Here is a 21,349-nt window from a genome sequence, read left to right on the forward strand (position 1 = left end):
TCCTGCCGTTATCTTTCCCGTTTTACAGCGGATTTAAGGAACACAACCGCATCCTTTTTACCGGGAACGGAACCACGTACCATAACGACGCCCAATTCGGGATCTATTTTTTCAATCCGCAAATTCTGTACCGTTACTCGTTCGGCACCCATGTGACCGGGCATTTTAACGTTTTTAAACGATCGCCCCGGGCTGGTGCACTGCCCTGTCGAACCGGGCTCACGGTGAAATTTTGAACCGTGAGAAGCACGTCCACCGCCGAAACCATAGCGCCTTACAACACCCTGAAAGCCCTTTCCTTTTGAAATCGCGGTAATATCAAGATACCGGACAGATTCCAAAACCTCAACGCCGATTTTTGCGCCAACGGTAACTTCTTTATCAAAACCTCTAAATTCTTTTAAAAGACGAACAGGCGCAACACCTTCTGCAAATTGATTTGCATACACCTTTGAAACACGTCCTTCTTTTAATTCACCCGTTCCTAACACAACCGCTTCATAACCGAAATGATCCGCATCTTTTACTGCGACCACCGTATTCGGTACTACTTGCAAAACGGTAACAGGTGTCAGCCGCCCCTCGTCATCAAACAACTGGGTCATGCCGATTTTCTTACCAATCAGACCAACCATAACTCATAACTCCTTGAGAAACTCCCGCTTCTCCGGTACGCACATCCTGATTAAATGCCGTCTACCGTTCTTTTATTGTTTAATTTCTACATCAACCCCTGCCGAAAGCTCCAATGCCATTAAAGCATTCATCACTTCTGCAGAAGGTTCAATAATATCGATCAATCGTTTGTGCGTCCGCATTTCAAACTGCTCACGCGACTTTTTATTTACGTGCGGAGAGCGAAGCACGGTAAATTTATTAATGCGCGTAGGAAGCGGAACAGGCCCCAACACCTTCGCCCCAACCTTCTGCACAGCTTGCACAATTGCTTTAGAACTTTGATCAACCAACTCAACATCAAATCCGCGAAGCTTAACGCGAATCTTTTCCTTAGCCATATTTCCTCCGTACAAAAACAAGCGGCCGAATAGCGCCTACCCGACCGCCCTGTTTTTTATTACGCTAAAATCTCCGTAACCTGTCCGGAGGCGATAGTCCGGCCGCCTTCACGAATAGCAAGCTTAAGCCCCTTATCCATAGCGATAGGATGGATCAGCTCACCGATAATCTTAGTATTATCACCCGGCTTAACCATATCAACTCCCTCAGGCAGCGTAACGGTTCCGGTAATATCGGTCGTTCTGAAATAGAACTGCGGACGATACCCTGAGAAGAACGGGCTATGACGACCACCTTCATCCTTCGAAAGAACGTAAATCTGTGCTTCAAACTTGGTGTGAGGCTGAATTGAACCCGGCTTAGCCAACACCTGACCTCTTTCAACTTCTTTCTTATCAACACCACGAAGCAAGAGACCAACGTTATCACCAGCCATACCCTGATCAAGCAGCTTGTTGAACATTTCGATACCGGTAATAACTGTTTTCTTCGTCGGTTTAATACCGACAATTTCAACTTCGTCGTTAAGGTTGATAACACCACGCTCGATACGTCCGGTAACAACAGTACCACGTCCGGAAATCGTGAAGATATCTTCAATCGGCATCAAGAAAGGCTTTGCATCATCGCGGACAGGATCAGCGAAGTAATTATCCATGGTCTCCAGCAACTCATCGATACAAGCAGTATCTTCAACGGAAGCACCGTCAGCCAACGCCTTAAATGCGGAACCTTTGATAATCGGCGTATCGCGGGGGAAGCCGTAAGATTCGAGAGTTTCGCGAACTTCTTCCTCTACCAATTCGATAAGCTCAGGATCGTCAACAAGGTCAACCTTATTAAGGAAAACAATAATAGAAGGAACACCAACCTGACGAGCAAGTAGGATATGCTCTTTGGTCTGAGGCATAACCGAGTCCGGAGCCGAAACAACAAGAATTGCACCGTCCATCTGAGCGGCACCGGTGATCATGTTCTTAACATAGTCAGCGTGTCCGGGACAGTCAATGTGCGCATAGTGGCGCTTGTCGGACTGATACTCCAAGTGACGAGTATTAATAGTAATACCGCGAGCCTTTTCCTCCGGTGCATTATCAATCTCATCATATTTAAGAAGCTTATCACCATACTTCTTTGCACAATGAGTAGTGATCGCTGCCGAAAGAGTTGTCTTACCATGGTCAACGTGACCGATGGTACCAACATTCATGTGAACTTTTGTTCTCTCGAACTTTTCCTTTGCCATGTAAATCCTCCTAACAGACAATAGGCAACTAACAAAACCCCGCCCATCAAACAGCGAGACCATTTCCATATTGAAATGAAAAAAAATGTTACAAATCGGATACCAAATACAGAAAAGAATAGAATGAAGGACAATCAGACAGTAAACACCGTTACAAAAGACGTGTTGCACAAGCCTGTCATAGCAATTCGACAAGCCTTATTCGGATCCACCTGATCATCATCAGAATCCATTCCGATGACTGGTTTGGCATCCTGCAGAGTAATAGGGCACGCCCCTTAATGCTTTCAACAGCATTAACGCGGAAACCTGCCTTAAAAAGGCTTTACGGCACCGGAAAACTCTTAAAGAATACCGGACAAACAGTATTCAGCCGTTTATCCAATTGAACGGAACGACTATACTATTTTGAATAATAAATGTCAAGGACTTTTGAAAATACACGGCCTATCCATCTATATAAATTGTAAGAGGTATGGCAACGCGCTCTTTCATTTTTCCCCATCGGCTAGTATAATCAGTATATGAATAAGGGAGTTTTAATGAAGAATATGATTTTTACGATTTTATCTGCTGCTTGTATAGTCGGCGCCGCAGCCGATCCTGCGAAAAACTTTAGTGCGGACGATATTCCGCTTAAAAAGGTAACGCTGTACTCATCGGGCGTTGCGCACTATGTACATGAAGGGACGGTTTCCGGTTCGGGGAATATAGAACTTCTGTTCTCGCCCGCTCAAATTAACGATGTGCTAAAGTCTCTTGTCGTTACGGATCCGTGCGCAAAAAGTTTAGCAGTCAATTATCAGTCCGAGGACACGCTGAGAAAAACGCTGGAAAGTTTAAAAATAGACCTTTCCGCCGCTACAACACTCTACGATATTTTAAAAGCGCAAAAGGGCGCCGAAGTGGAACTGTTTACGCCTCATCAAATTATCGGAAAGATTTTAAGCGTCGATAAAAACAGCTCAAAAGAAACGGATACTTTCTTTATTTCGCTTGCAGCGAAAGACGGCATTCATATTATCGCCTTTTCGGACATTCAGTCTTTCACATTTACCGATAAAAAACGAAATGAAGATTTGAACACCGCTTTGGCGCTTATCCTCGACGCTTCGGCAAAGAACCGCAAAAAACTGGACATTAAAATCGATGCGCAAGGTGAACGGAAAATCGGTCTTTCTTATGTTATGGAAGCGCCGGTATGGAAAGCAAGTTATCGGCTCGACATGGGTACCGATAAAGCGGCGTTTCAGGCATGGGCGATTATCGACAATTCAACCGACCTCGACTGGAAGAATATTACGCTTACCCTCACAACGGGAAGGCCGGTCGGTTTTACGCAAAACCTCTATGCCCCCTACTATACGTATCGCCCCGAAGTGCCGCTTGCAATTGCACAAGCCGCCGAAGCAGAAACTTTTGATTCGGCTGATAGAGCGGTCGAATATGCCGCAGCTATGCCGCTTGCGGAAAAACGGTCGGCGATGATGAAAAAAGAGGCTTATGGATATGTCGCCGCAGAATATGATGAAGCGGAGTATGATGACTTACAGGAAAAAAACAATTCCGCCTATTTTGAAAATCAGACCGAAGCAGGTGATGCGGGAGAAATGTTTGCCTTTACGCCGTCAAAACCCGTTACGCTTGAGCGGCAGCAAAGTATGATGATTCCGCTCACTCTTGCCTCTCTTCCTGCGGAAAAGTATTCGGTATTTTCATCCATTCCATACAACGAGCGTGTTAATCCTAAGTTCTGCATCAGTATTGAAAACACATCAGGCTTAAAACTTCCTGCCGGCCCCATTACGGTTCTTGACGGGGGTGAATATGCAGGCGATGCTCTTTTGGAGTTTTTACCCGAAGCTGAAAAACGCCTGATCGCTTACGGAGACGATATTGAAGTAACCGGTTCAAAGCGAGCCGATTCCACAAGGACGATTGAAACCGTAAAGATGGCTGACGGAGTGATGACAACGTCGTACCGGCAAGTCCAAAGCACGATTTATTTGATACGAAATGCCAATAAAAAAGAGAGAACCGTTATTGTTGAACACGCAAAGAACGCAGGGTTTGAGCTGACATCAAAACAAGCTCTTGCGGAAACGACTGCAAACAAATATCGGTTTAAGTTTAAAGCTGCAGGCAATACCGGTACCGAGCTAAAAGTAGAAGAAGCTCGCACCTATCAATCAACTCAAAAAATATTCGATATGAATTCAAATACATTCATTTCCTACACGACCAATGCCGAAATTCCCGAAAAAGTACGGAAGGCATTTGCGTCTATTATAACGGAGAAAGAAAAGGTTTCCGCGGCGGAAAAAGCCCTAAAGACTTTGCAGGATCGTCAGACGGAAATCGGAAAGGAACAAGACCGTGTACGTAGGAATCTTGAGGCGGTCGGTTCTGAAAGTCAGCAGGGTAGAGCGTTCTTAACCAAGCTGCTCAAGCTCGAAACCGAACTGGACGAGTTGAAAACAGACATCACAACCGCAACGGAGCAGCTCACCAACGCACAGCAAGACTTTACCGCATTCGTAAAGAATATCAGGATCGAATAAAGGAGCATCGTAGTGAAAGAAATACCGCTTTCCGAGGCGGTCGGGCATGTGTTGTGCCACGACCTGACTCAGATTATCGTAGGGGTGTCGAAGGACGCTCGGTTTAGAAAGGGACATATTGTTACGGAGGAGGACATTCCGGTGCTTCGCTCGATGGGCAAGGAACACTTGTTCGTTTGGGAAAAGAGTGAAAACCTGCTGCATGAGGATGAAGGGGCTGAAGTTCTGGCAGCAGCGGCGATGGGGAAAAATCTGGAAAAAACCGCCCCCAAGGAAGGCAAGATTGAGTTGAAGGCAACGGTTGACGGTATGCTTAAAATCGATACCGACCGGCTCTTTGCAATCAACAAGCTCGGCAAGGTGATGATTGCAACGCAGCGCAATTATGTGCCGCTTAAAAAAGGACAGACGGCGGCGGGAATGCGGGTTATTCCGCTTCTTATCGAAAAAGAAAAAATGGCTGAGGTGGCTGCGATTGCCGATGCCGCCAATCCGCTGATGTCCGTCATCCCTTACAGCATCAAAACCTGTACCATTTTGGTAACGGGGCACGAAGTTCTGACAGGGGTTATTAAAGATACCTTTGCACCGGTCGTGCAGGCAAAGCTGGCAGAGTACGGCGTGGAAACGTTAAAAACCGTAAACACCGGAGACGACGTGGAAACTATTACGGCGGAGATACAAAAAGCCATACAAGCAGGTTCCCAGATGGTACTCTGCACAGGGGGCATGAGTGTCGACCCCGACGATAAAACCCCCGCCGCTATCCGCGCAAGCGGCGCGCGTATCGTCAGCTACGGTGCCCCCGTCCTTCCCGGCGCAATGATGCTGTTGGCATACGCGGGCGATGTTCCTATCGCGGGGCTGCCCGGCTGTGTGATGTATGCCAAGCGCACCGTCTTCGATCGGCTGTTGCCGCGTATCCTTGCCCGCGACCCCATTACCGTTGAAGATATTGCGCTCTTGGGAGAGGGCGGCTTATGCCCGTAACCGACAGCACCGTCCAAAACAGTAGCCCTACCCGGTATAGAGCGGCTATTATCTGCGCGTCCGACCGGTGCTTTCAGGGCTTGCGTAAAGATGTAAGCAGCCCTATAATAGCCGAAATACTCACCGGTCAAGGATATGAGATTACCGCTACGGTAATGCTCCCCGACGAGTACGAAGCGCTGCGGAAGGCGATGGTACGCATAGCCGATGAAGGCAGCGCCGACCTTATCGTTACAACAGGCGGCACCGGACTCGCTCCCCGCGATGTAACCCCTGAAGCGACCGCTGCGGTTATCGACCGCGCCGTCCCCGGTATCCCAGAAGCAATGCGTGTGGAAAGCATGAAAATAACACCGCACGGAATGCTTTCTCGCGGTATAGCAGGTATACGAAAACGCACACTGATTATCAACCTTCCCGGAAGTCCCAAGGCGGTAAAGGAAAATCTTTACTGCATTCTACCCGCTTTGGATCACGCACTTTTGATGCTTACCGGCGGCACGCAGGATTGCGCCCCAGCCGAAGTATAATAATCAAGGAAACTGTCCAACGCAAACATTTTCGGAAGTTTCCGCTAAGGAGTATCTTATGAAGAAAACCGTTGTAGCGCTGCTTATCGGCAGCATCATACTTGCCCCGCTCTGCGCGGGAGGCAGTAAAGATCAGACTAGTGCCGCCAAAAAGACGGAAATTATGCTGTCGGCAGCAGCCAGTTTGAAGGACTGTATTCAGGAGCTTTCGGCCATGTACACCGAAAAAAATCCGCAGGTAACCATTACCATGAATTTCGGTGCATCGGGAGCCTTGCAGCAGCAGATTGAACAGGGCGCTCCCGCAGATGTTTTCTTTTCCGCCGGTATTAAGCAGATGAATGCGCTCAAGGAAAAGGGGATGATGATAGATTCAAGTGTAAAGAACATCCTTGAAAATAAAGTTGTTCTGATTACCCCCAAAAACGCAGCCGCCCTTGATTTCTTTGAAGACCTCGCCAAAAGCTCCGTAAAGAAAATCGGCGTCGGCGAACCGAAATCCGTACCGGTCGGGCAGTATACCGAACAGATTTTTCAAAATCTCGGCCTTACCGATAAGGTTGCTTCCAAGCTTATCTTTGCAAAAGATGTCCGCGAAGTCCTTTCGTGGGTAGAAACAGGCAACGTCGATGCAGGCGTCGTATACGAAACCGATGCGAAGATCAGCAAGGATGTTACCATCTGTTCAACCGCGCCCGAAGGCAGCCATAAAAAAGTTATCTATCCGATCGGTGTTGTAAAGGCAAGCGCTCATGCGGCCGAAGCGCAGAAGTTTGTAGACTTCCTATTCTCCGACGCGGCAAAAGAAGTCTTTGCACGTTACGGATTCACCGTTATTTCCAAGTAACTTTCATTGTCTATATCAGTTCGGCTGAAACCGGACTGATACGCAAGGATTACCTGCACTATGTTTGACTACGCGCCGCTTTTTATCTCGCTGCGCGCAGCTGTCCTTTCCGGTATTTTCGTATTCATACTGGGAACGGCAGCGGCGCGGCTCTGTTTGAATATCCGCGGTAAATTACTCGTTCTTATCGATGTACTCTTTACCTTGCCGATGGTATTGCCGCCGACGGTACTGGGCTTTTTCCTACTCGTCATATTCGGACGGAACAGTCCGATCGGTATGCTGCTCGCAAAAGCAGGAATTTCGCTCATATTTACCTGGCAGGCAACGGTTATTGCCTCGATCGTGGTTTCGTTCCCGCTGATGTACAAGGGAGCAAAGGGCGCGTTGGAACAGGTAAATGAGGATCACGTGTGGGCGGCGCGCACCCTCGGCATGAGCGAGCTTTCTATCTTTATCCGCATTATGCTGCCTGAAGCATGGCCGGGCATTCTTGCAGGGCTTGCATTGAGCTTTGCCCGCTCGCTCGGCGAATTCGGTGCGACGCTGCTGGTTGCCGGAAATATCCCTAGACGTACTCAAACCATCCCGATGGCTATTTACTTTGCGACCGCCGGCGGCGATATGCACACGGCGTGGGTATGGGTCGGCGTCATAACCGCCGTTTCATGCGCGGCGCTTTTCATCATGAATATGTTTTCGAGGGAAAAACGGGTATGAAGCTTGAAGCATCGATTGTAAAAAAAATGAAAGGTTTTACCCTTGATGTGAGCCTTTCGGCCGCGCAGGGGGAAATTGTCGGCTTACTCGGAGAATCCGGCGGCGGCAAATCTATGACGCTGAAATCCATTGCCGGTATCTTCACACCCGATTCAGGCAGAATTGTCTTAAACGATCATGTCCTTTTCGATTCCGAGCGGAACATCAATGTACCGGTGCGGGATCGGAATGCCGGTTATATGTTTCAGTCGTATGCACTCTTTCCGTATATGACAGTGCGGGAAAACATTTGCTGCGGAATAAAAGACCGGAACCGTAAAAAAGAAATTGCCGACCAATTTCTGGAGCTTTTGCACATTACTCCCTTTGAAGGACGCTATCCGAAAGAGCTTTCGGGCGGACAGCAACAGCGGGTTGCCCTTGCGCGTCTCCTCGCCGCCTCCCCCGCACTGATTATGCTGGACGAACCGTTCTCCGCCCTCGATAATGAACTGAAAGATTCCCTCCACGAAGATTTAAAAGCAACGCTCGAACGCGCCGCTTGCCCCGTCCTCTTTGTTTCGCACAATAAAGATGAGGTTGAACGGTACTGCACCCGCTCGCTGTTCATCAAAAACGGCAGGATAATGACAGAGCAAACGCATCAGATCGTTTAGCACCAACGCATCCGGGTTGTTTATTTGAAAGGGTACTCTTGAGATTGTATCTATAACGTGTTACTCTATGCATACCTATGAAGAATGCTTTACTGGTTCCCGGCGTTTTTTTCTTAAGCCTTTTAAGCGCGGTTGTTATCTTTGCCTTTTTTGGAGGGATTGCCTTGCGCTATGAAATGGTCGTCCCGTTTGCATCAGAATCGGCGGGGCTCCTGCTTCTCTGTATGGCGCAAAAGGCGTGTTACGTACTTCCATTAGCGGTGATGTTAGCTATTATCGGGGTGTACACATTTTTAATGAGACACCCTGCAAAGCTGGGCGTAGCGCTCAGTTTATTCCTCATGTGTTTACTATTTACCGTAACGGTTATCATACCGGCCTGTTATGCGCAGTTTTCTGTCATCGAGAACGCAATAACAGCCTACAAAGCAACGGCACCTATCGACGAAGCATTAGCTGCTTTTACAAGCAAACCGTTCTTTCTGGCTTTATTACGGCGAGGATGCGACAGTCTTTTTGCTGATATCTATGCTGCCTATACGTTACATTTTGCAACATATCTCTTCTTCGTAAGTACACTTTTTTTCTGCGTCAGCTCATTTTGGTTTGTATGCACCATAACGCAATGGAATCTGTTCAACCTTCTTTTCTTGCTTCTCCTTTCCGGCGCCTTGTTGCTCGTATATCCGTATATGCAGCTGGAAGGATTTCGAGCGGCGCTTTTTAATCTCCATATAGCAAATTCGGAAAACGGCATATACGGAATTTCGCTTGTTTTGTGTATCGTTGCCGTAGTGTTCCATTCCATAGGCGGTTTAAAAATGCTGCTGATATCTTCAAAGACCCAAAAAGGAGCGCCGCATAAAAATGCCTGAGATGCTAAAAGGTTGGCTGTCCATTTTTATTCACTTTGTGATCGGACTCGGATGCTGCCTCATATATGTGTTTTTTTTCAAAAAAATCGATGTGCTACCGCAGTTTTTACTAAGCCGGAAATTAGCGGAAACAGGCATCTTATTTATACGGATTATGCCGAGCTTGCTGGTCTCCGCCATATTGATAGGATATGCTGTTATTTTCGGTACATGCGGCCAAAATACCGTTCCGAGATTTTCCGACATATTACTTCGTTACTTAAAAAAAGCATTTATTATGCTTTTCTCGTGCATTACCATTTATATCATACTGATAGAAATAATATCGCCGCTGCTGGTGGACTATCGGCGCTACAGTGAACTTAAAACACAGGATTATTACGATTTTATAAAAGAGACTGATATTTCATTACGCAACGGAGATGCCGAAAAAGCGTATGATAAGGCGAAGGCAGCGTTAGGAATCTGGAAAAACAATCCTGAAGCATTACAGCTTTTTGATAAGGCGAAGATATCGTACGAATCATACAATGCTGAGCGCAAGCAAAACAACAAAATCGAGCAATCTTCCGAAACTGTCGAGCCTGAAAACTTAACAGCGGAAGGGGCGCTATTCATCAGTAAGCGGTTTATGAACAAATATGATTTTTACACCGCACACTATTATGCCATGAGAGCATATCAGCTGAGTGCCGAAAATGCACCTTATCGCGAAGAAGCTTTACGGCTGGCAGCACAGGCATGGAATCAAATTGAAAAAGGAATCGCTGAGCTTACCGCCGAATTCGATATCCGCTTGTACCAAGCGAAAAAAGCCGGATACGAGATGATCCAGCAGGGGAACTACATCAAAGCATATTACCAATTTGTAAATGCACAGCGTATGCTTGAGCAAAACAATCCGCTCAAAAGAGACCCCGATATAGACCGTTTTATAGACATTACCCGAAAAAAAGTATTGGAAGAGGTTTTCTTTATTGATGAAACAGCCTCTCTGCCGCTCCTTGAAACAGTACGTAATATTCATTTTACCGCTCCGGCCTCGGGTACGAGAGCACCGGCACAGATAACAATAGAAGGTCTTTCTTATATCACCAACAACAATATTAAGGAAATATATGGAAGGAATTGTGAACTTACACAATACACCACCGACGGTAAGATTCTTTATCGGTCGCGGATTCCTTTCATCAAACTTATTCCGATTGAGAGTGCAGAAGGAGAGCCCATGCTCCGTATGCTATTCCAAGCCGTGGATAAACAGCGCGATAAAGTAGTGCTAAAACCTATCGTTCTGGAAGGAGCAATGCCTATTGAGCGGCAGACATCTCTGCGGCTGCCGTTTTCATACAATGATTTTCAGCTGATTATAGCGGCCAACGAAGGTGAAAAATCCATGACACTCCCTCAGCTCTATGCATTTCGGCAACGGGGAGCGCAATACGGCTTCCCTGCACAAATATATGACAGGGAATTATTGGCAAGAATTATCGATGTGTTTCTTATTTTGATTATTTCGATTTATATGCTCGTACTGGCATGGCGTTTCAGAGTTCCGCCGCACAAAAAATTCAAACACACATGGGCGCTGGCGTTTCCGCTCTTTTTTGTACTGGCAACAGGATTTGTGGAGACGGCGCGCTATTGCGCCCGCCTCATCATTGCCCTACTTACCGACATATCCTATAGCTTGTCACCGCTGCTGTTATTGCTTGCATACACACTATGTTTTATCGGAATGTGTTTTTTCTTTATCGGTCAGCGGTCGGAAGTGTAAGAATAGGAAACCTCTAAAAACTTCAGTTTTTTAGAGGTTTTCCTTAGATTTAGTTTGCGATGTTTTATTTTAAGTCATTACAATATAAAGACTTAAAATAAAACTCGACGGGCATCTTTAAAAATTTAACCAAGTTTTTAGAGATGCCCAATACTTTCAATATCGAGTTCACCCGCAAAAGCCGGTACGGTAACAGACCAGTTTTCCAATACCTGCGGATGCAATTCGCCGAAAATACCGATCTGTTTCCCATCGGCAAGAACCCCCGCCTGCCGCCCTTCGATAAAGCGCGGGTCGTGCGTTTCGCATACGTTGTAGTCCATTTGCAGATAGTACAGCAAACCGGCGACAAGACTGGCGGCCTCGTTAAAGTTAGCGTCTTGGTTTACGCTGAGAAAGCCGAGGCTTTGGCGGGTGCTCGTACCGGTATTTTCTTCGGGAGCGAGGAAGGCAATTTTCCCCGTTTCAAAGATACGGTGCGGATACACCGCATTCCCTGAAACCGTTTCTGCAGATAAGAGTGACGGAATGATGGACGGGCGGACAAACTGATAGTTTTCCGACATGGGGTTTGCAATTTCGATTACCCCCGTTCCGTCTATATTCATGCGGTCGATGTAGTCTTTCTTTGAACCGAGATAGTTAAAAATCATCTCTTGATAACCGAAGCCGACCATCAAACTTTTAATCTTTCTGCTCAGCTGGGTAACCGGAGAGAGCCGCCCGATGGTAAATTCCCGCGGTGTTTCCGGTTCAAAGAACTCGACGGTTTTCCCCATCATCACGTCTTCGATAATATCCACTTCGTGTAAAAAGTCATTCCGGTATGCAGGCGGCATCAGCGTCAGGCAATCCCCCTCGACGGTAACGGTGTTGTCCATACGCTCCAACGCTTCCACAATATCCTGCGCCGGAAGCTCCGTTCCGAGGAGTTTATTGACGGCATGAACCGTCGTCTTTGTCGGCTCTTGGAAGTAAAGCGGCGTGGTAATCGTCTTACCGAAGCCGGTTTCATACGGATATTCTACGCTGACCGGTAAAATCATATATCCCGCATCGGAAAAATCACAGGCAACGATGTTGGTTGCAAGCAGCAAAGAGGGCATATCGGTACCGGTCAGCTCAACCAACAGGTCGGCATCCCCCGGCTGTACCGCACCGATCTCCGCACTGTTGATAATCGGCGCCATTGAAAGCACGCCGCCCTTTGAATCCGATAAGAGCGGTACCTTCTTCATATCCTTGAGTATCCAGCCGTATTCCTTGCCTTTTGGGTGCTCGGTGATAATGTGCTCACATGTCATTTCGGTATCGAAGCCGAGGGGCGTAAACGAGGTGGTGTGCGGGTCAACGGCACGGTAGTGTACCGGCCAATTGATTAGTTCGCTGCGGTACACCCCCATCGACACGGAACGGCGCTTCCGGCCGAAGTTCCAACACAGTTTTTCCTGCGTTTGGATAATATCTTTCAACATAGCATCGTCGATGGGCTTGCCCGAAATGACAAACGCCGTCATAAAGGGGCGGATATGCTGTAATTCGGGGTCTACGGTTACTGTCCGTTTTCCGGAATCCTTTCGCTCACTCAATGTCGATAAAAATGCTTGATACCGAGCTTTGTTTGAAGCTCCTCCTGTGTGCATACGCAAAAGACGAGCAAGCCCCGCTGTTGACCACAGGTCGGGGCGGTTTGTATCGTTTAATTCAATTTTTATAATGCGTTCATCTTGAGGCGTCGCTGCGGAAGGCGCTTCGTCCAGCTCCGCTTTTGCAGAGCTTAATAAATGTTCAAATTCAGGGGAATAATCGTATTTTTTTCCTAACAAGTTGAAAAAAAGCTGTTCGTTTACATCGATCTTGGGCATAGTCTATCCTTTTTTAATATGACTGAGCTGAGGCAAAGGTTAAAACACACGTTTCAAGAGGCCTCTTAGACAATTCACATATAATAGGGCATCTCTAAAAACTCGGTTAGATTTTTAGAGATGCCTCATCAGCAAAGCTGATAGCGAGTATTTTTGATAAGTCTTTACATTGTTATGACTTATCAAAAAAACATCGCAAAATAAATCTAAGGGAAACCTCTAAAAAACTGAAGTTTTTAGAGGTTTCCTATTGAAAGAGTATATGCAATATGCCCCTGTTTGGCAAGAATGATGCAGGGTGGTTACAGGGTAAACGCATCAGGCATTTTTGGGGATATTCCCGTAGAATAATATGGGCTGTTCAACCAGAGTTTCGCCGCTACACGGCTCAAATGGTCGCCCAACCCATATTATTCTACGATTCTTATCTACTCAGCCTGATGCGTTTACCCGTCTGCTGGAAAAATATGCGAAATTTTATTTCTTTAAAATGCAACAGTTGAACAAAATATGAATTTTGGAAACTGTTGCATTCGTGCGCGAAAAGCGCACACAGCAATACGCAAGTTTTCGAAAGAAAACTTGACGGTTAAGGTGAGCGGCGTCATTGTAGACGCTCACCTTATACCTATGAAATTTCGCACAGAAGGAAGGCAACCTCTGAAAATATTTTATAATGCGGTTGCCCTGAGGGTGGTTAATGTACCGGACATACATTCTATTCAAAGAAATAGAGAAACTGACTGATTCTTTTAAAGATGCAGCACCATGTTGATTTCGTCCCGATAACTACCGTCTTTTAATTTGTACGCATGGGGCAACCGTCCCCATTCGGTAAAGCCGAAGCGCTCATAGAGCTTTTGCGCGCGTAAATTGTCGGAATAAACACCCAGTTCAACTTGCTCAATCCCATTCTTTTTTGCAAAGGATAGTATTTCCCGTAAAAGAAGACTGCCGATACCGATGCCCCAATACTTCTTTCTTACGGAAATCCCCAAGCGTCCGCGGTGCTTTGTTTTAAGATGTTCGGCAGCGGGAGCAATACCGCAGCTGCCGACAACCTTACCGTCTATCAAAGCGAGCAGCAGCAATTTATTCGGCTGCTCTTCCCAGTTTTTTAAGATTGTTTTTTCTTCATCCTCGGTCAACGTAATTTCTTCGGGATAACGCATCATAAAATACGTTTCTTCATTGCTTATCCTCAAAAATTCAACCATTGCAGCTGCATCCGATACTGCCGCACTCCGCAACGTACATATACGGTTGTCTTTTAAGGAACACTCTTTTTCAGCAGATATCATACACAATCCTTTTGCATGAAATGTTGCACCAAATTTTCAAAACCGGCAAACAGACGATTTCAAATCCTTCAATAACAATGATATCTTCCATTTTCATTGAGTAACCATGGTTCTTTTGCGGCAACTGCGGTTCTTTCTTTTAAAAAGCCCACATTTTTATCTGCAATGATGATAATATCGAGTAATAATAATAGTATCAAGCGGATTGTTTCGGTTTGATGAGAAGTAAAAATTAATGGGTAATTTGTAATTAAGAATTAAGAATTCATAATTATGAATTACCCATTAAAAAGGACAGGAGGTCTATATGACAAAATTGAGAACCAATAAAAAGGCGCACACCTTGAGAGGAGCCGCGGCGCTCATCACAGCTGCATTTTTAGTACTGCTTTTTACCGGCTGCCCCAATGCAAACGGAAATAAGCCGACAACGCCCAAGTACAAGGTAACCTTTAGTGTAGACGGGGGGGGGGGGGGGTACCCTTACCGCAAAGATAGGTGAAACGGAAATAAAGAGCGGTAACGAAGTAGAAGCGAATAAAACCGTAACCTTTACTGCAACGCCTGACACGGGTTACAAGGTAAAGGGCTGGACGCTTGACGGCAATGCAGTGAACGGTACCAACAATTCTTATCAGCTTAAAATTGAGAAAGCGGTAACCGTAAAGGTGAGCTTTGAAGCGCTTCCGCCCGGAACGTTCGCCGTAAACTTCGGTGTAGACGGCAGTAACGGCACGCTTAATGCAACGGTAGACGGAAAAGAGATTACAAACGGCAGCGGGGTTCAAAAAGATAAGACGGTTATCTTTACCGCAACACCTAACGACGGCTACGAAGTCGATAAGTGGAACATAACCGGCGATGCATTTGAAACAGGAACAGGCACAAACGGCAGCCTGACGGCAAAGGTAAACATCACCAAAGAAACGACAGTAAAGGTGAGCTTTAAGCTAAAGAAATACCTCGTAACCTTTAGCATAGACGGCACCGGCGGCACACTGAAAGCGGAAGTTGACGGTACCGTAATCAACACGAACGATAAGGTCGAACACGGCAAGCAGGTAACATTCACCGCTAAAGCCAACGACAGCTACAGGGTGAAAAGCTGGACGCTCGACGGCAAGCCCATCACCGAAGCAGGCACAAACACAGAGTACAAGCTCACCGTAACCAAGCCTGCAACAGTCAACGTGAGCTTTGTACTTACATACGCCGCCGCCTTTAGCGTAGAAGGCTCAGGCGGCACGCTCAAGGCAAAGGCGGAAGGCGAAGCCGAAACCGAGACAAGCCCTATAAACGTGGAGAAGGATAAAACCGTAACATTCACCGCAACGCCTAACACTGATTATATGGTCGATACGTGGACGGTAACGCCGAGCGCTGCACTACAAGAAGGCGGCACGGAAGGAAGCGCAACGGCAAAAGTCAAAATCACAGAGGCAACGACGGTAAAAGTGAGCTTTACCAAATACAAAAAAATAGCATACGGCACAAATGGCGATGACTTAAAGAACCACCTAACAACCGCAAGCCCTGCATCAGACGGCATCTATTACATCGAAGTAACCGGTCTTAAGGCGGAGCACTTAAAAGGAACATATCCCAACCCGAGCCAGCTCGGACAAATCCTAAAGGCCAACTCTACTAAAAAGGTTGCACTTAAACTGCCCAAAACTGTAGAAGGTCTTACGGATATGAGCAGCTGCTTTCAACAATGCGCAAATCTTGTGCAAGTGCGTAACATACCGGACGGCGTTACGAATATGAACAATTGCTTTACGGAGTGCTCAAGCCTTACAGAGGCCCCTGCAATACCGGACACGGTTACGGATATGCGCCAGTGCTTTATGAACTGCGGCAGTCTTACAAAGGCACCTGCACTATCGGCAAAAGTTACGGATATGATAAGCTGCTTTGAGGGCTGCACCAGCCTTACAAAGGCACCGGTAATACCGGCAAGCGTTACGGATATGGTAAACTGCTTTGCGGGCTGCGCCAGCCTTGTAGAAGCCCCCGAAATTCCTGCAAACGTTACAGGTATTGTAGGCTGCTTTAGGAACTGCACCAACCTTACAAAAGCACCTCCGTCAATACCGGACACGGTTACGAATATGGACGATTGCTTTGCCGGCTGCGGCCGTCTTACAAAGGCTCCTGCAATACCGCAAAACGTTGTGTCTATGCAGGGGAGCTTTCAGAACTGCGGCAGCCTTATAGAAGCACCCGAAATTCCGCAAACTGTTACATATATAGGCTACTGCTTTGAAGGCTGCGGTAAGATTAAGGGTGTTGTACTAAAATGTAATTACAGGGACGGTTCATTCTTCGATTTATTCCAAAACTGCGCTTCGCTCGAAGACGGCGGCATAAAAGTACCGGCGGGGCAGCTGCAAATCTACAAGGACCATGCCAATAAAATGGAAACAACGGAAGAAAAGTTCGGTGTACGCGTCGCCTACGCAGAGCTTAATGATTTCCTTGCAGGCACCAACTCTTCCGCCACAGACGTAAACTACATCGAAGTAACCGGTCTTACCAAAGAGGACTTAGAAGAGTGCTACAACGATTCGTGCAAGCTCGGTGACAAACTGAAAGCCTATCCGGCTAAAAAAGTCGCACTTGAGTTACCAAAGGAAGTAGAAGGTCTTACCGATACATCCTTTCGTGCCTGCACAAGCCTTGTGAGCGTGCGTAATATTCCTAAAAGCGTTAGGAGTATGAAAAACTGCTTTAGCAGCTGTACAAGCTTAAAGTACGTTTCCGAGGTTCCTTCAGGCATTAAGACTATGATACAATGCTTCTCAGGCTGTACAGCTCTTACATCGGTTACGCTTAAATGCAATTATGATCCCGTCAATGTTTCTTTAGAGAACACATTCCAAAACTGCACTGCCCTCGGCGAAAAGAGCATAAAAGTACCGCAAGCGTATTACGGCAACTACACTACAGCTGACGCACTTAATAAAATGGCTGTTCCCGGTACCGATGAAACCGAACAAAGAAAAAAGTTTGAAGGCCTTGCGGAACTTAATCCGTAATTCAATGGATAATTGGTAATGGGTAATTGATAATTAGTAATTGGACAATTCAGTTACACATTAACCATTACCAATTACAAATTAAAAAGGCCGCTTTCACGTTGGAGGAAACTTCGGCATGGAGGCGGTTTTTTTTGTAATTTTTCTCCATTTTCTTAGCCGTTTTTACACCTATGACATATATAGACAATATGGAGGTGTAAACAATGAACGATACACAGACACTGACCCTCAGAAACGATTATCTTTTTAAGCTATTACTCGGATCGGAAGAAAATAAAGCTTGTTTGCAAGACTTCCTTGAATGCGTACTGGATATTCCTGCCGGTATGATTGAAGGTCTTGAATTGCTGGATAAGGAACTTGCCAAAGATGTGGTAACTGATAAAACCGGTATCTTGGATGTGAAGATTCGCTTAAACAATGGGACGACTATTGACATTGAAATCCAAAATTCGTGGTCTCTTGAGTTTATTCCTAGAACCCTATTTTATTGGGCAAAAATGTATAGCGAAGACTTTAAAGAGGGCGAACCATACACGAGTTTAACAAAATGCATTACGATTAATTTGGTTTCGCAAGGATTCAAGTTAAATAATCAGATACACTCTGCTTATCGTATCTTAGAGCAGCAAAGTTACCAGCAGTTGACTGAGTTATTAGAAATCCATTTTTTGAATCTTTCGTTGGCAGGTCAATTCGTAATACAGAAAGGCTCTACCGAGAAACAGCAAAAACTGATAAACTGGTTACAGTTTATAAACACAGATGATAAGGAGATAAGAACTATGCTAGCGATGACATCACCCATCTTGCAGATGCTGAATGAGAAAATAGATGTGCTCAGTTTAAGCCCCGAAGAACGAAAACTCTATGAATCACGGATGAAATTAAAAAGTGATATTGCAACTATTTCAGAGGTTCAATTTAATGCAGGGCGGCAAGAAGGTAAACTTGAAACAGCGCGGATTTTAAAGCAGCTTGGTGATTCCGTACAAAAAATAATGCAGGCAACCGGTCTTTCCCAAGCCGAGGTCGAAGCGCTGAACTAATGGATAATTACCAATTATACATTACCACTTACACATTAAAACTACCAATTACCAATTAAATCAACCGCTTTCACGTTGGAGAAAACAATGCAAGAGCTTGAATAAACTGCCCCCAACGGCTGAGGGTATCGGTAAAATTGAAGCAGAGGTGTTACCACTTATATTGTAGCAGTAAAATACGCAATGCTTCGCGGTTGGTAACACCGAATAGCTTGCACGCGGCCGCCATGTCTTTTTTGACAACAGAAACACTGACGTTATAGCGTTCCGCAAGAACTTCGTATGTTTTCCCCTCCTTTATTGAACCGATGATAAAGGCCTGCTGCCGCTCTGAAAGGTTATAACGTGAAAGTTTTAAAGAAGAACCCTTAGGCGGCAGTTCAATTTTTGCGGCAACAACCTCTGTCGGCAGGAGCAGATAGGATAACTTTTCTGAAAGTCTGTCATACACACAGGCAAAAAGGGCAAAATAGAAAAAACTCACTGCAATTTCAAATAAAAAGAGCTTTAAACCGAAAGACAGATACAACCCGCACACAATAATTATCCAATATATTCCAAGAATAATCAGTTTTCTCTTTCTGTTTAGGATAAAATCTCCATTAATAAAACAGAAAATAATACCTGTTATAAACAGCAGCGTACCGATGCCGATAAAACCGATGTGCGTGGTCATTCCTCCTTCAAGAAAAAAAAGAATATATGAAAGTTTTTTATAATGAGGATAAATGAACAATATAAGACAAAGCATCAAACAAAAACCGTTGACGGCAATCTCAAACCACTTTACCCGGGGAATAAACGAAACAAAAGGAATAACGGTTGTAATATTCATTATTAAAGCAACGCATAATGCAATGATTCCAAACCCGTACATAATGCGGTATGGATTAAAAAACTCCTTCATAGTAGGCGCTAGTATACCAGAGCATTTTTTTACCGTCTACCTAACACACTTTTCAAAACCGGCAACCAGACAGTTTCAAAGATACGATGAAAAGTCAAAAATTTCACACTATACAAGTTTCTCTTCTCTTTGCAACATCACAAAGGCGATGATAATAAAGAATTCGCATAGCAAAATCGATTTTTCCGCGTAGTGTTGGATGGTAACAAATCCAACCGAAACGCCGATACCGAAGCTTGCAATGATGAGGAGATACTTAAAAAAAGAGTGCAAATATTTGATGTCTTTTACAGCACGATACTTTGCAAGATTTATCATACTGCTTTTTAAGTTGCCGGTGATCATCGTGGTAGCGATCGGATTGCCGTCAACCTTATCAAAATTGGCAACTTGCAGCGCTGCAATAAAAGAAATAACGGAATTGATAATGTCATGCGGAAAATACGTGCCGATTAATCCGATTGCGGCAATAACCAATACTTCAAATACCAATACCGTAACCATTCGGGTGTAGTTTTTAACGTAATGCTTGCTTTTGAGAAATTCTGAAATAAAAATACCGAACGCAAACGTAACAATGGGTATGATATATTTAAGAAACTTATGGAGTTCCCCATTTGCAGCAGAGATAAACAGCAACACAAGATTACCGGTTTGCGCATTTGCAAACACCTTACCTTTTAATAGATAAGAGTAAGCGTCCAAAAAGCCTCCCAATAACGAGAGGCATACGCCGATTACGATATTGTCATGCAGTTTTTCTTCTTGTATTTGTACCGTATCCAACGTACTCTGGATCATCTCAACAGGCTTATTCCTTTATTGTAGACAAATCGGTAAAACTAAAACTTTTTGCATACCACTCGCCTTGCCATTCTTCTTTTTTAATCTTTTCATATACAGGATTAATTGTATAACGCAATTCATATTCTAAAATTTCGCCGGTTACCATATCTTCATAATAACAAACTTCTATATATATTTTTGAATTTTCAAAAACAAAATTTGAATATCCTTGATGGTGAAGCGCGTTTGGTTGTATATTTGTAAAAATATCCAAAATTTTTGCATTTACGGAATGATATTCCACCAGATTTCCTTGGAATCTGACCTTTTTTCCGTTATAGTCTATCTCCTGCCCTGTAGCAAATCGAGCAGTAACATTATGTGCAGAATATATCTTTGAGACCTTTCCAATTGCATTTATATAATCGTAATTAATCTTGTCTTCTTGTTTCTCCGGAATAATGGGAGATTCAGAGGTATTCTCATCCAAGAGATTTTCGTCTTCCGGATTTCCAAGCGGTTCTCCGAAATCGACGGCAATATTGTTATCAATATCTTTTGTAAATCCGGAATTAAAGGTAACGGATTTTGCATACCAAAACGATTCATTATATGTATCCAGAAAATTTCCAAAAAACACTCGTATTTCAAAACATAGAATTTTATTGCTTTTTACGTCCGTATATGATGAAAACTCGACGTATTTTTTTGTCGAATCATAGATAATATTTTCATAGCATTGATGCATCAGGGCATTATTATTTTTGAGATTTTCTACATAGTCAAGGATCTCCTGCTTTATGCTGGTGTATTCGACAAGATGTCCTTCAAATTTTACCGTATGCCCATAAAAATTTTTAATTACTTGCCCTGTCACAAATCTTCCTGTAGGAGATGCGGAATAGACTTTATTAACAGTACCAAGATAGTCCATCCCATCCTTACTTGTTACTGCGATAGACGGAGAGGTCTGCTGATCTTTCAATTTTCTTGTTAAATTTCCAAAACCATTAGAACAAGATACAAGCGAAATTACAAGTATGCAGCATATAGCTGTTGAGTTCACAAATTTCATAAAAACTCCTTTCTTTATTGGGAACATCTCGATTTTACTTTTGATCATATATTATTATGATAGGGCTAAACTTATCACCTGTCAACAGTTGTAGAAGCAGAGAAAC

General features: G+C 44.8%; 19 protein-coding genes. 11 read left to right on the top strand and 8 right to left on the bottom strand.

Features of this window, described 5'->3' with window-relative positions:
- Positions 1-8 precede the first annotated feature (8 nt).
- The 3 genes from rplC to tuf all read right to left on the bottom strand — a co-directional run bounded on the left by rplC (position 9) and on the right by tuf (position 2,263).
- On the bottom strand, positions 9-635 hold the full coding sequence (gene rplC / locus GWP40_RS00485; RefSeq protein ID WP_016522597.1) for a 50S ribosomal protein L3: 627 nt from the start codon (positions 633-635) through the stop codon (positions 9-11).
- A 72-nt stretch (positions 636-707) separates the two neighbouring features.
- The gene (rpsJ, locus tag GWP40_RS00490) at positions 708-1,016 is read right to left on the bottom strand and encodes a 30S ribosomal protein S10 (protein WP_044014196.1); all 309 of its coding nucleotides are present in this window, start codon (positions 1,014-1,016) and stop codon (positions 708-710) included.
- 59 nt (positions 1,017-1,075) lie between these two features.
- Positions 1,076-2,263 (bottom strand): elongation factor Tu, encoded by a 1,188-nt coding sequence (tuf, locus tag GWP40_RS00495; RefSeq protein WP_206182927.1) that lies wholly within the window; start codon positions 2,261-2,263, stop codon positions 1,076-1,078.
- A gap of 542 nt (positions 2,264-2,805) precedes the next feature.
- Here tuf and GWP40_RS00500 point away from each other — a divergent pair.
- The 8 genes from GWP40_RS00500 to GWP40_RS00535 all read left to right on the top strand — a co-directional run bounded on the left by GWP40_RS00500 (position 2,806) and on the right by GWP40_RS00535 (position 11,219).
- The gene (locus tag GWP40_RS00500) at positions 2,806-4,824 is read left to right on the top strand and encodes a DUF4139 domain-containing protein (RefSeq protein WP_212565613.1); all 2,019 of its coding nucleotides are present in this window, start codon (positions 2,806-2,808) and stop codon (positions 4,822-4,824) included.
- 12 nt (positions 4,825-4,836) lie between these two features.
- Entirely contained in the window at positions 4,837-5,814 is a 978-nt protein-coding gene (locus GWP40_RS00505; protein ID WP_212565614.1) for a molybdopterin-binding protein, read from the top strand.
- On the top strand, positions 5,805-6,344 hold the full coding sequence (locus tag GWP40_RS00510) for a MogA/MoaB family molybdenum cofactor biosynthesis protein (RefSeq protein ID WP_212565615.1): 540 nt from the start codon (positions 5,805-5,807) through the stop codon (positions 6,342-6,344). The genes GWP40_RS00505 and GWP40_RS00510 overlap by 10 nt, the downstream gene beginning before the upstream one ends.
- 58 nt (positions 6,345-6,402) lie before the next feature.
- Positions 6,403-7,191, top strand: coding sequence for a molybdate ABC transporter substrate-binding protein (gene modA / locus GWP40_RS00515; protein ID WP_212565616.1), 789 nt, complete (start codon positions 6,403-6,405; stop codon positions 7,189-7,191).
- 60 nt (positions 7,192-7,251) lie between these two features.
- The gene (modB, locus tag GWP40_RS00520) at positions 7,252-7,911 is read left to right on the top strand and encodes a molybdate ABC transporter permease subunit (protein ID WP_212565617.1); all 660 of its coding nucleotides are present in this window, start codon (positions 7,252-7,254) and stop codon (positions 7,909-7,911) included.
- A complete protein-coding gene (locus GWP40_RS00525) occupies positions 7,908-8,567 on the top strand; it encodes a sulfate/molybdate ABC transporter ATP-binding protein (RefSeq protein WP_212565618.1) in 660 nt (219 codons plus the stop codon). Before modB ends, GWP40_RS00525 begins: the two co-directional genes overlap by 4 nt.
- A 77-nt stretch (positions 8,568-8,644) precedes the next feature.
- Complete coding sequence (locus GWP40_RS00530; protein WP_212565619.1) at positions 8,645-9,442, top strand: hypothetical protein; 798 nt, start codon at positions 8,645-8,647, stop codon at positions 9,440-9,442.
- Positions 9,435-11,219 carry a hypothetical protein gene (locus tag GWP40_RS00535; protein WP_212565620.1) on the top strand — a complete coding sequence of 595 codons (1,785 nt, stop codon included), beginning with the start codon at positions 9,435-9,437 and terminating at the stop codon, positions 11,217-11,219. The genes GWP40_RS00530 and GWP40_RS00535 overlap by 8 nt, the downstream gene beginning before the upstream one ends.
- A 137-nt stretch (positions 11,220-11,356) precedes the next feature.
- On the opposite strand, the gene pheT is transcribed toward GWP40_RS00535, so the two are convergent.
- The gene (pheT, locus tag GWP40_RS00540; RefSeq protein WP_212565621.1) at positions 11,357-13,084 is read right to left on the bottom strand and encodes a phenylalanine--tRNA ligase subunit beta; all 1,728 of its coding nucleotides are present in this window, start codon (positions 13,082-13,084) and stop codon (positions 11,357-11,359) included.
- Positions 13,085-13,836: 752 nt separating this feature from the next.
- Positions 13,837-14,385 (bottom strand): GNAT family N-acetyltransferase, encoded by a 549-nt coding sequence (locus tag GWP40_RS00545; protein WP_212565622.1) that lies wholly within the window; start codon positions 14,383-14,385, stop codon positions 13,837-13,839.
- 307 nt (positions 14,386-14,692) lie between these two features.
- Here GWP40_RS00545 and GWP40_RS00550 point away from each other — a divergent pair, with 307 nt between their 5' ends.
- From GWP40_RS00550 to GWP40_RS00560, 3 genes are all read left to right on the top strand, one after another.
- Positions 14,693-14,887 carry a hypothetical protein gene (locus tag GWP40_RS00550; protein ID WP_212565623.1) on the top strand — a complete coding sequence of 65 codons (195 nt, stop codon included), beginning with the start codon at positions 14,693-14,695 and terminating at the stop codon, positions 14,885-14,887.
- Between the two features lie 7 nt (positions 14,888-14,894).
- Positions 14,895-17,423 (top strand): leucine-rich repeat protein, encoded by a 2,529-nt coding sequence (locus GWP40_RS00555; protein ID WP_230974679.1) that lies wholly within the window; start codon positions 14,895-14,897, stop codon positions 17,421-17,423.
- Between the two features lie 206 nt (positions 17,424-17,629).
- Complete coding sequence (locus GWP40_RS00560) at positions 17,630-18,475, top strand: Rpn family recombination-promoting nuclease/putative transposase (RefSeq protein WP_212565625.1); 846 nt, start codon at positions 17,630-17,632, stop codon at positions 18,473-18,475.
- 151 nt (positions 18,476-18,626) lie between these two features.
- Here the strand turns inward: GWP40_RS00560 and GWP40_RS00565 are convergent, their stop codons facing one another.
- From GWP40_RS00565 to GWP40_RS00575, 3 genes are all read right to left on the bottom strand, one after another.
- Positions 18,627-19,310, bottom strand: coding sequence for a helix-turn-helix transcriptional regulator (locus GWP40_RS00565; RefSeq protein WP_230974493.1), 684 nt, complete (start codon positions 19,308-19,310; stop codon positions 18,627-18,629).
- Positions 19,311-19,490: 180 nt separating this feature from the next.
- Positions 19,491-20,183: a YoaK family protein gene (locus GWP40_RS00570; protein ID WP_212565627.1), complete on the bottom strand. Its 693-nt coding sequence runs from the start codon at positions 20,181-20,183 to the stop codon at positions 19,491-19,493.
- Positions 20,184-20,193: 10 nt separating this feature from the next.
- Complete coding sequence (locus GWP40_RS00575) at positions 20,194-21,243, bottom strand: hypothetical protein (RefSeq protein WP_212565628.1); 1,050 nt, start codon at positions 21,241-21,243, stop codon at positions 20,194-20,196.
- Positions 21,244-21,349 lie beyond the last annotated feature (106 nt).

Origin of the sequence: Treponema vincentii (assembly GCF_018336815.1) — a bacterium.
GTDB lineage: Bacteria > Spirochaetota > Spirochaetia > Treponematales > Treponemataceae > Treponema.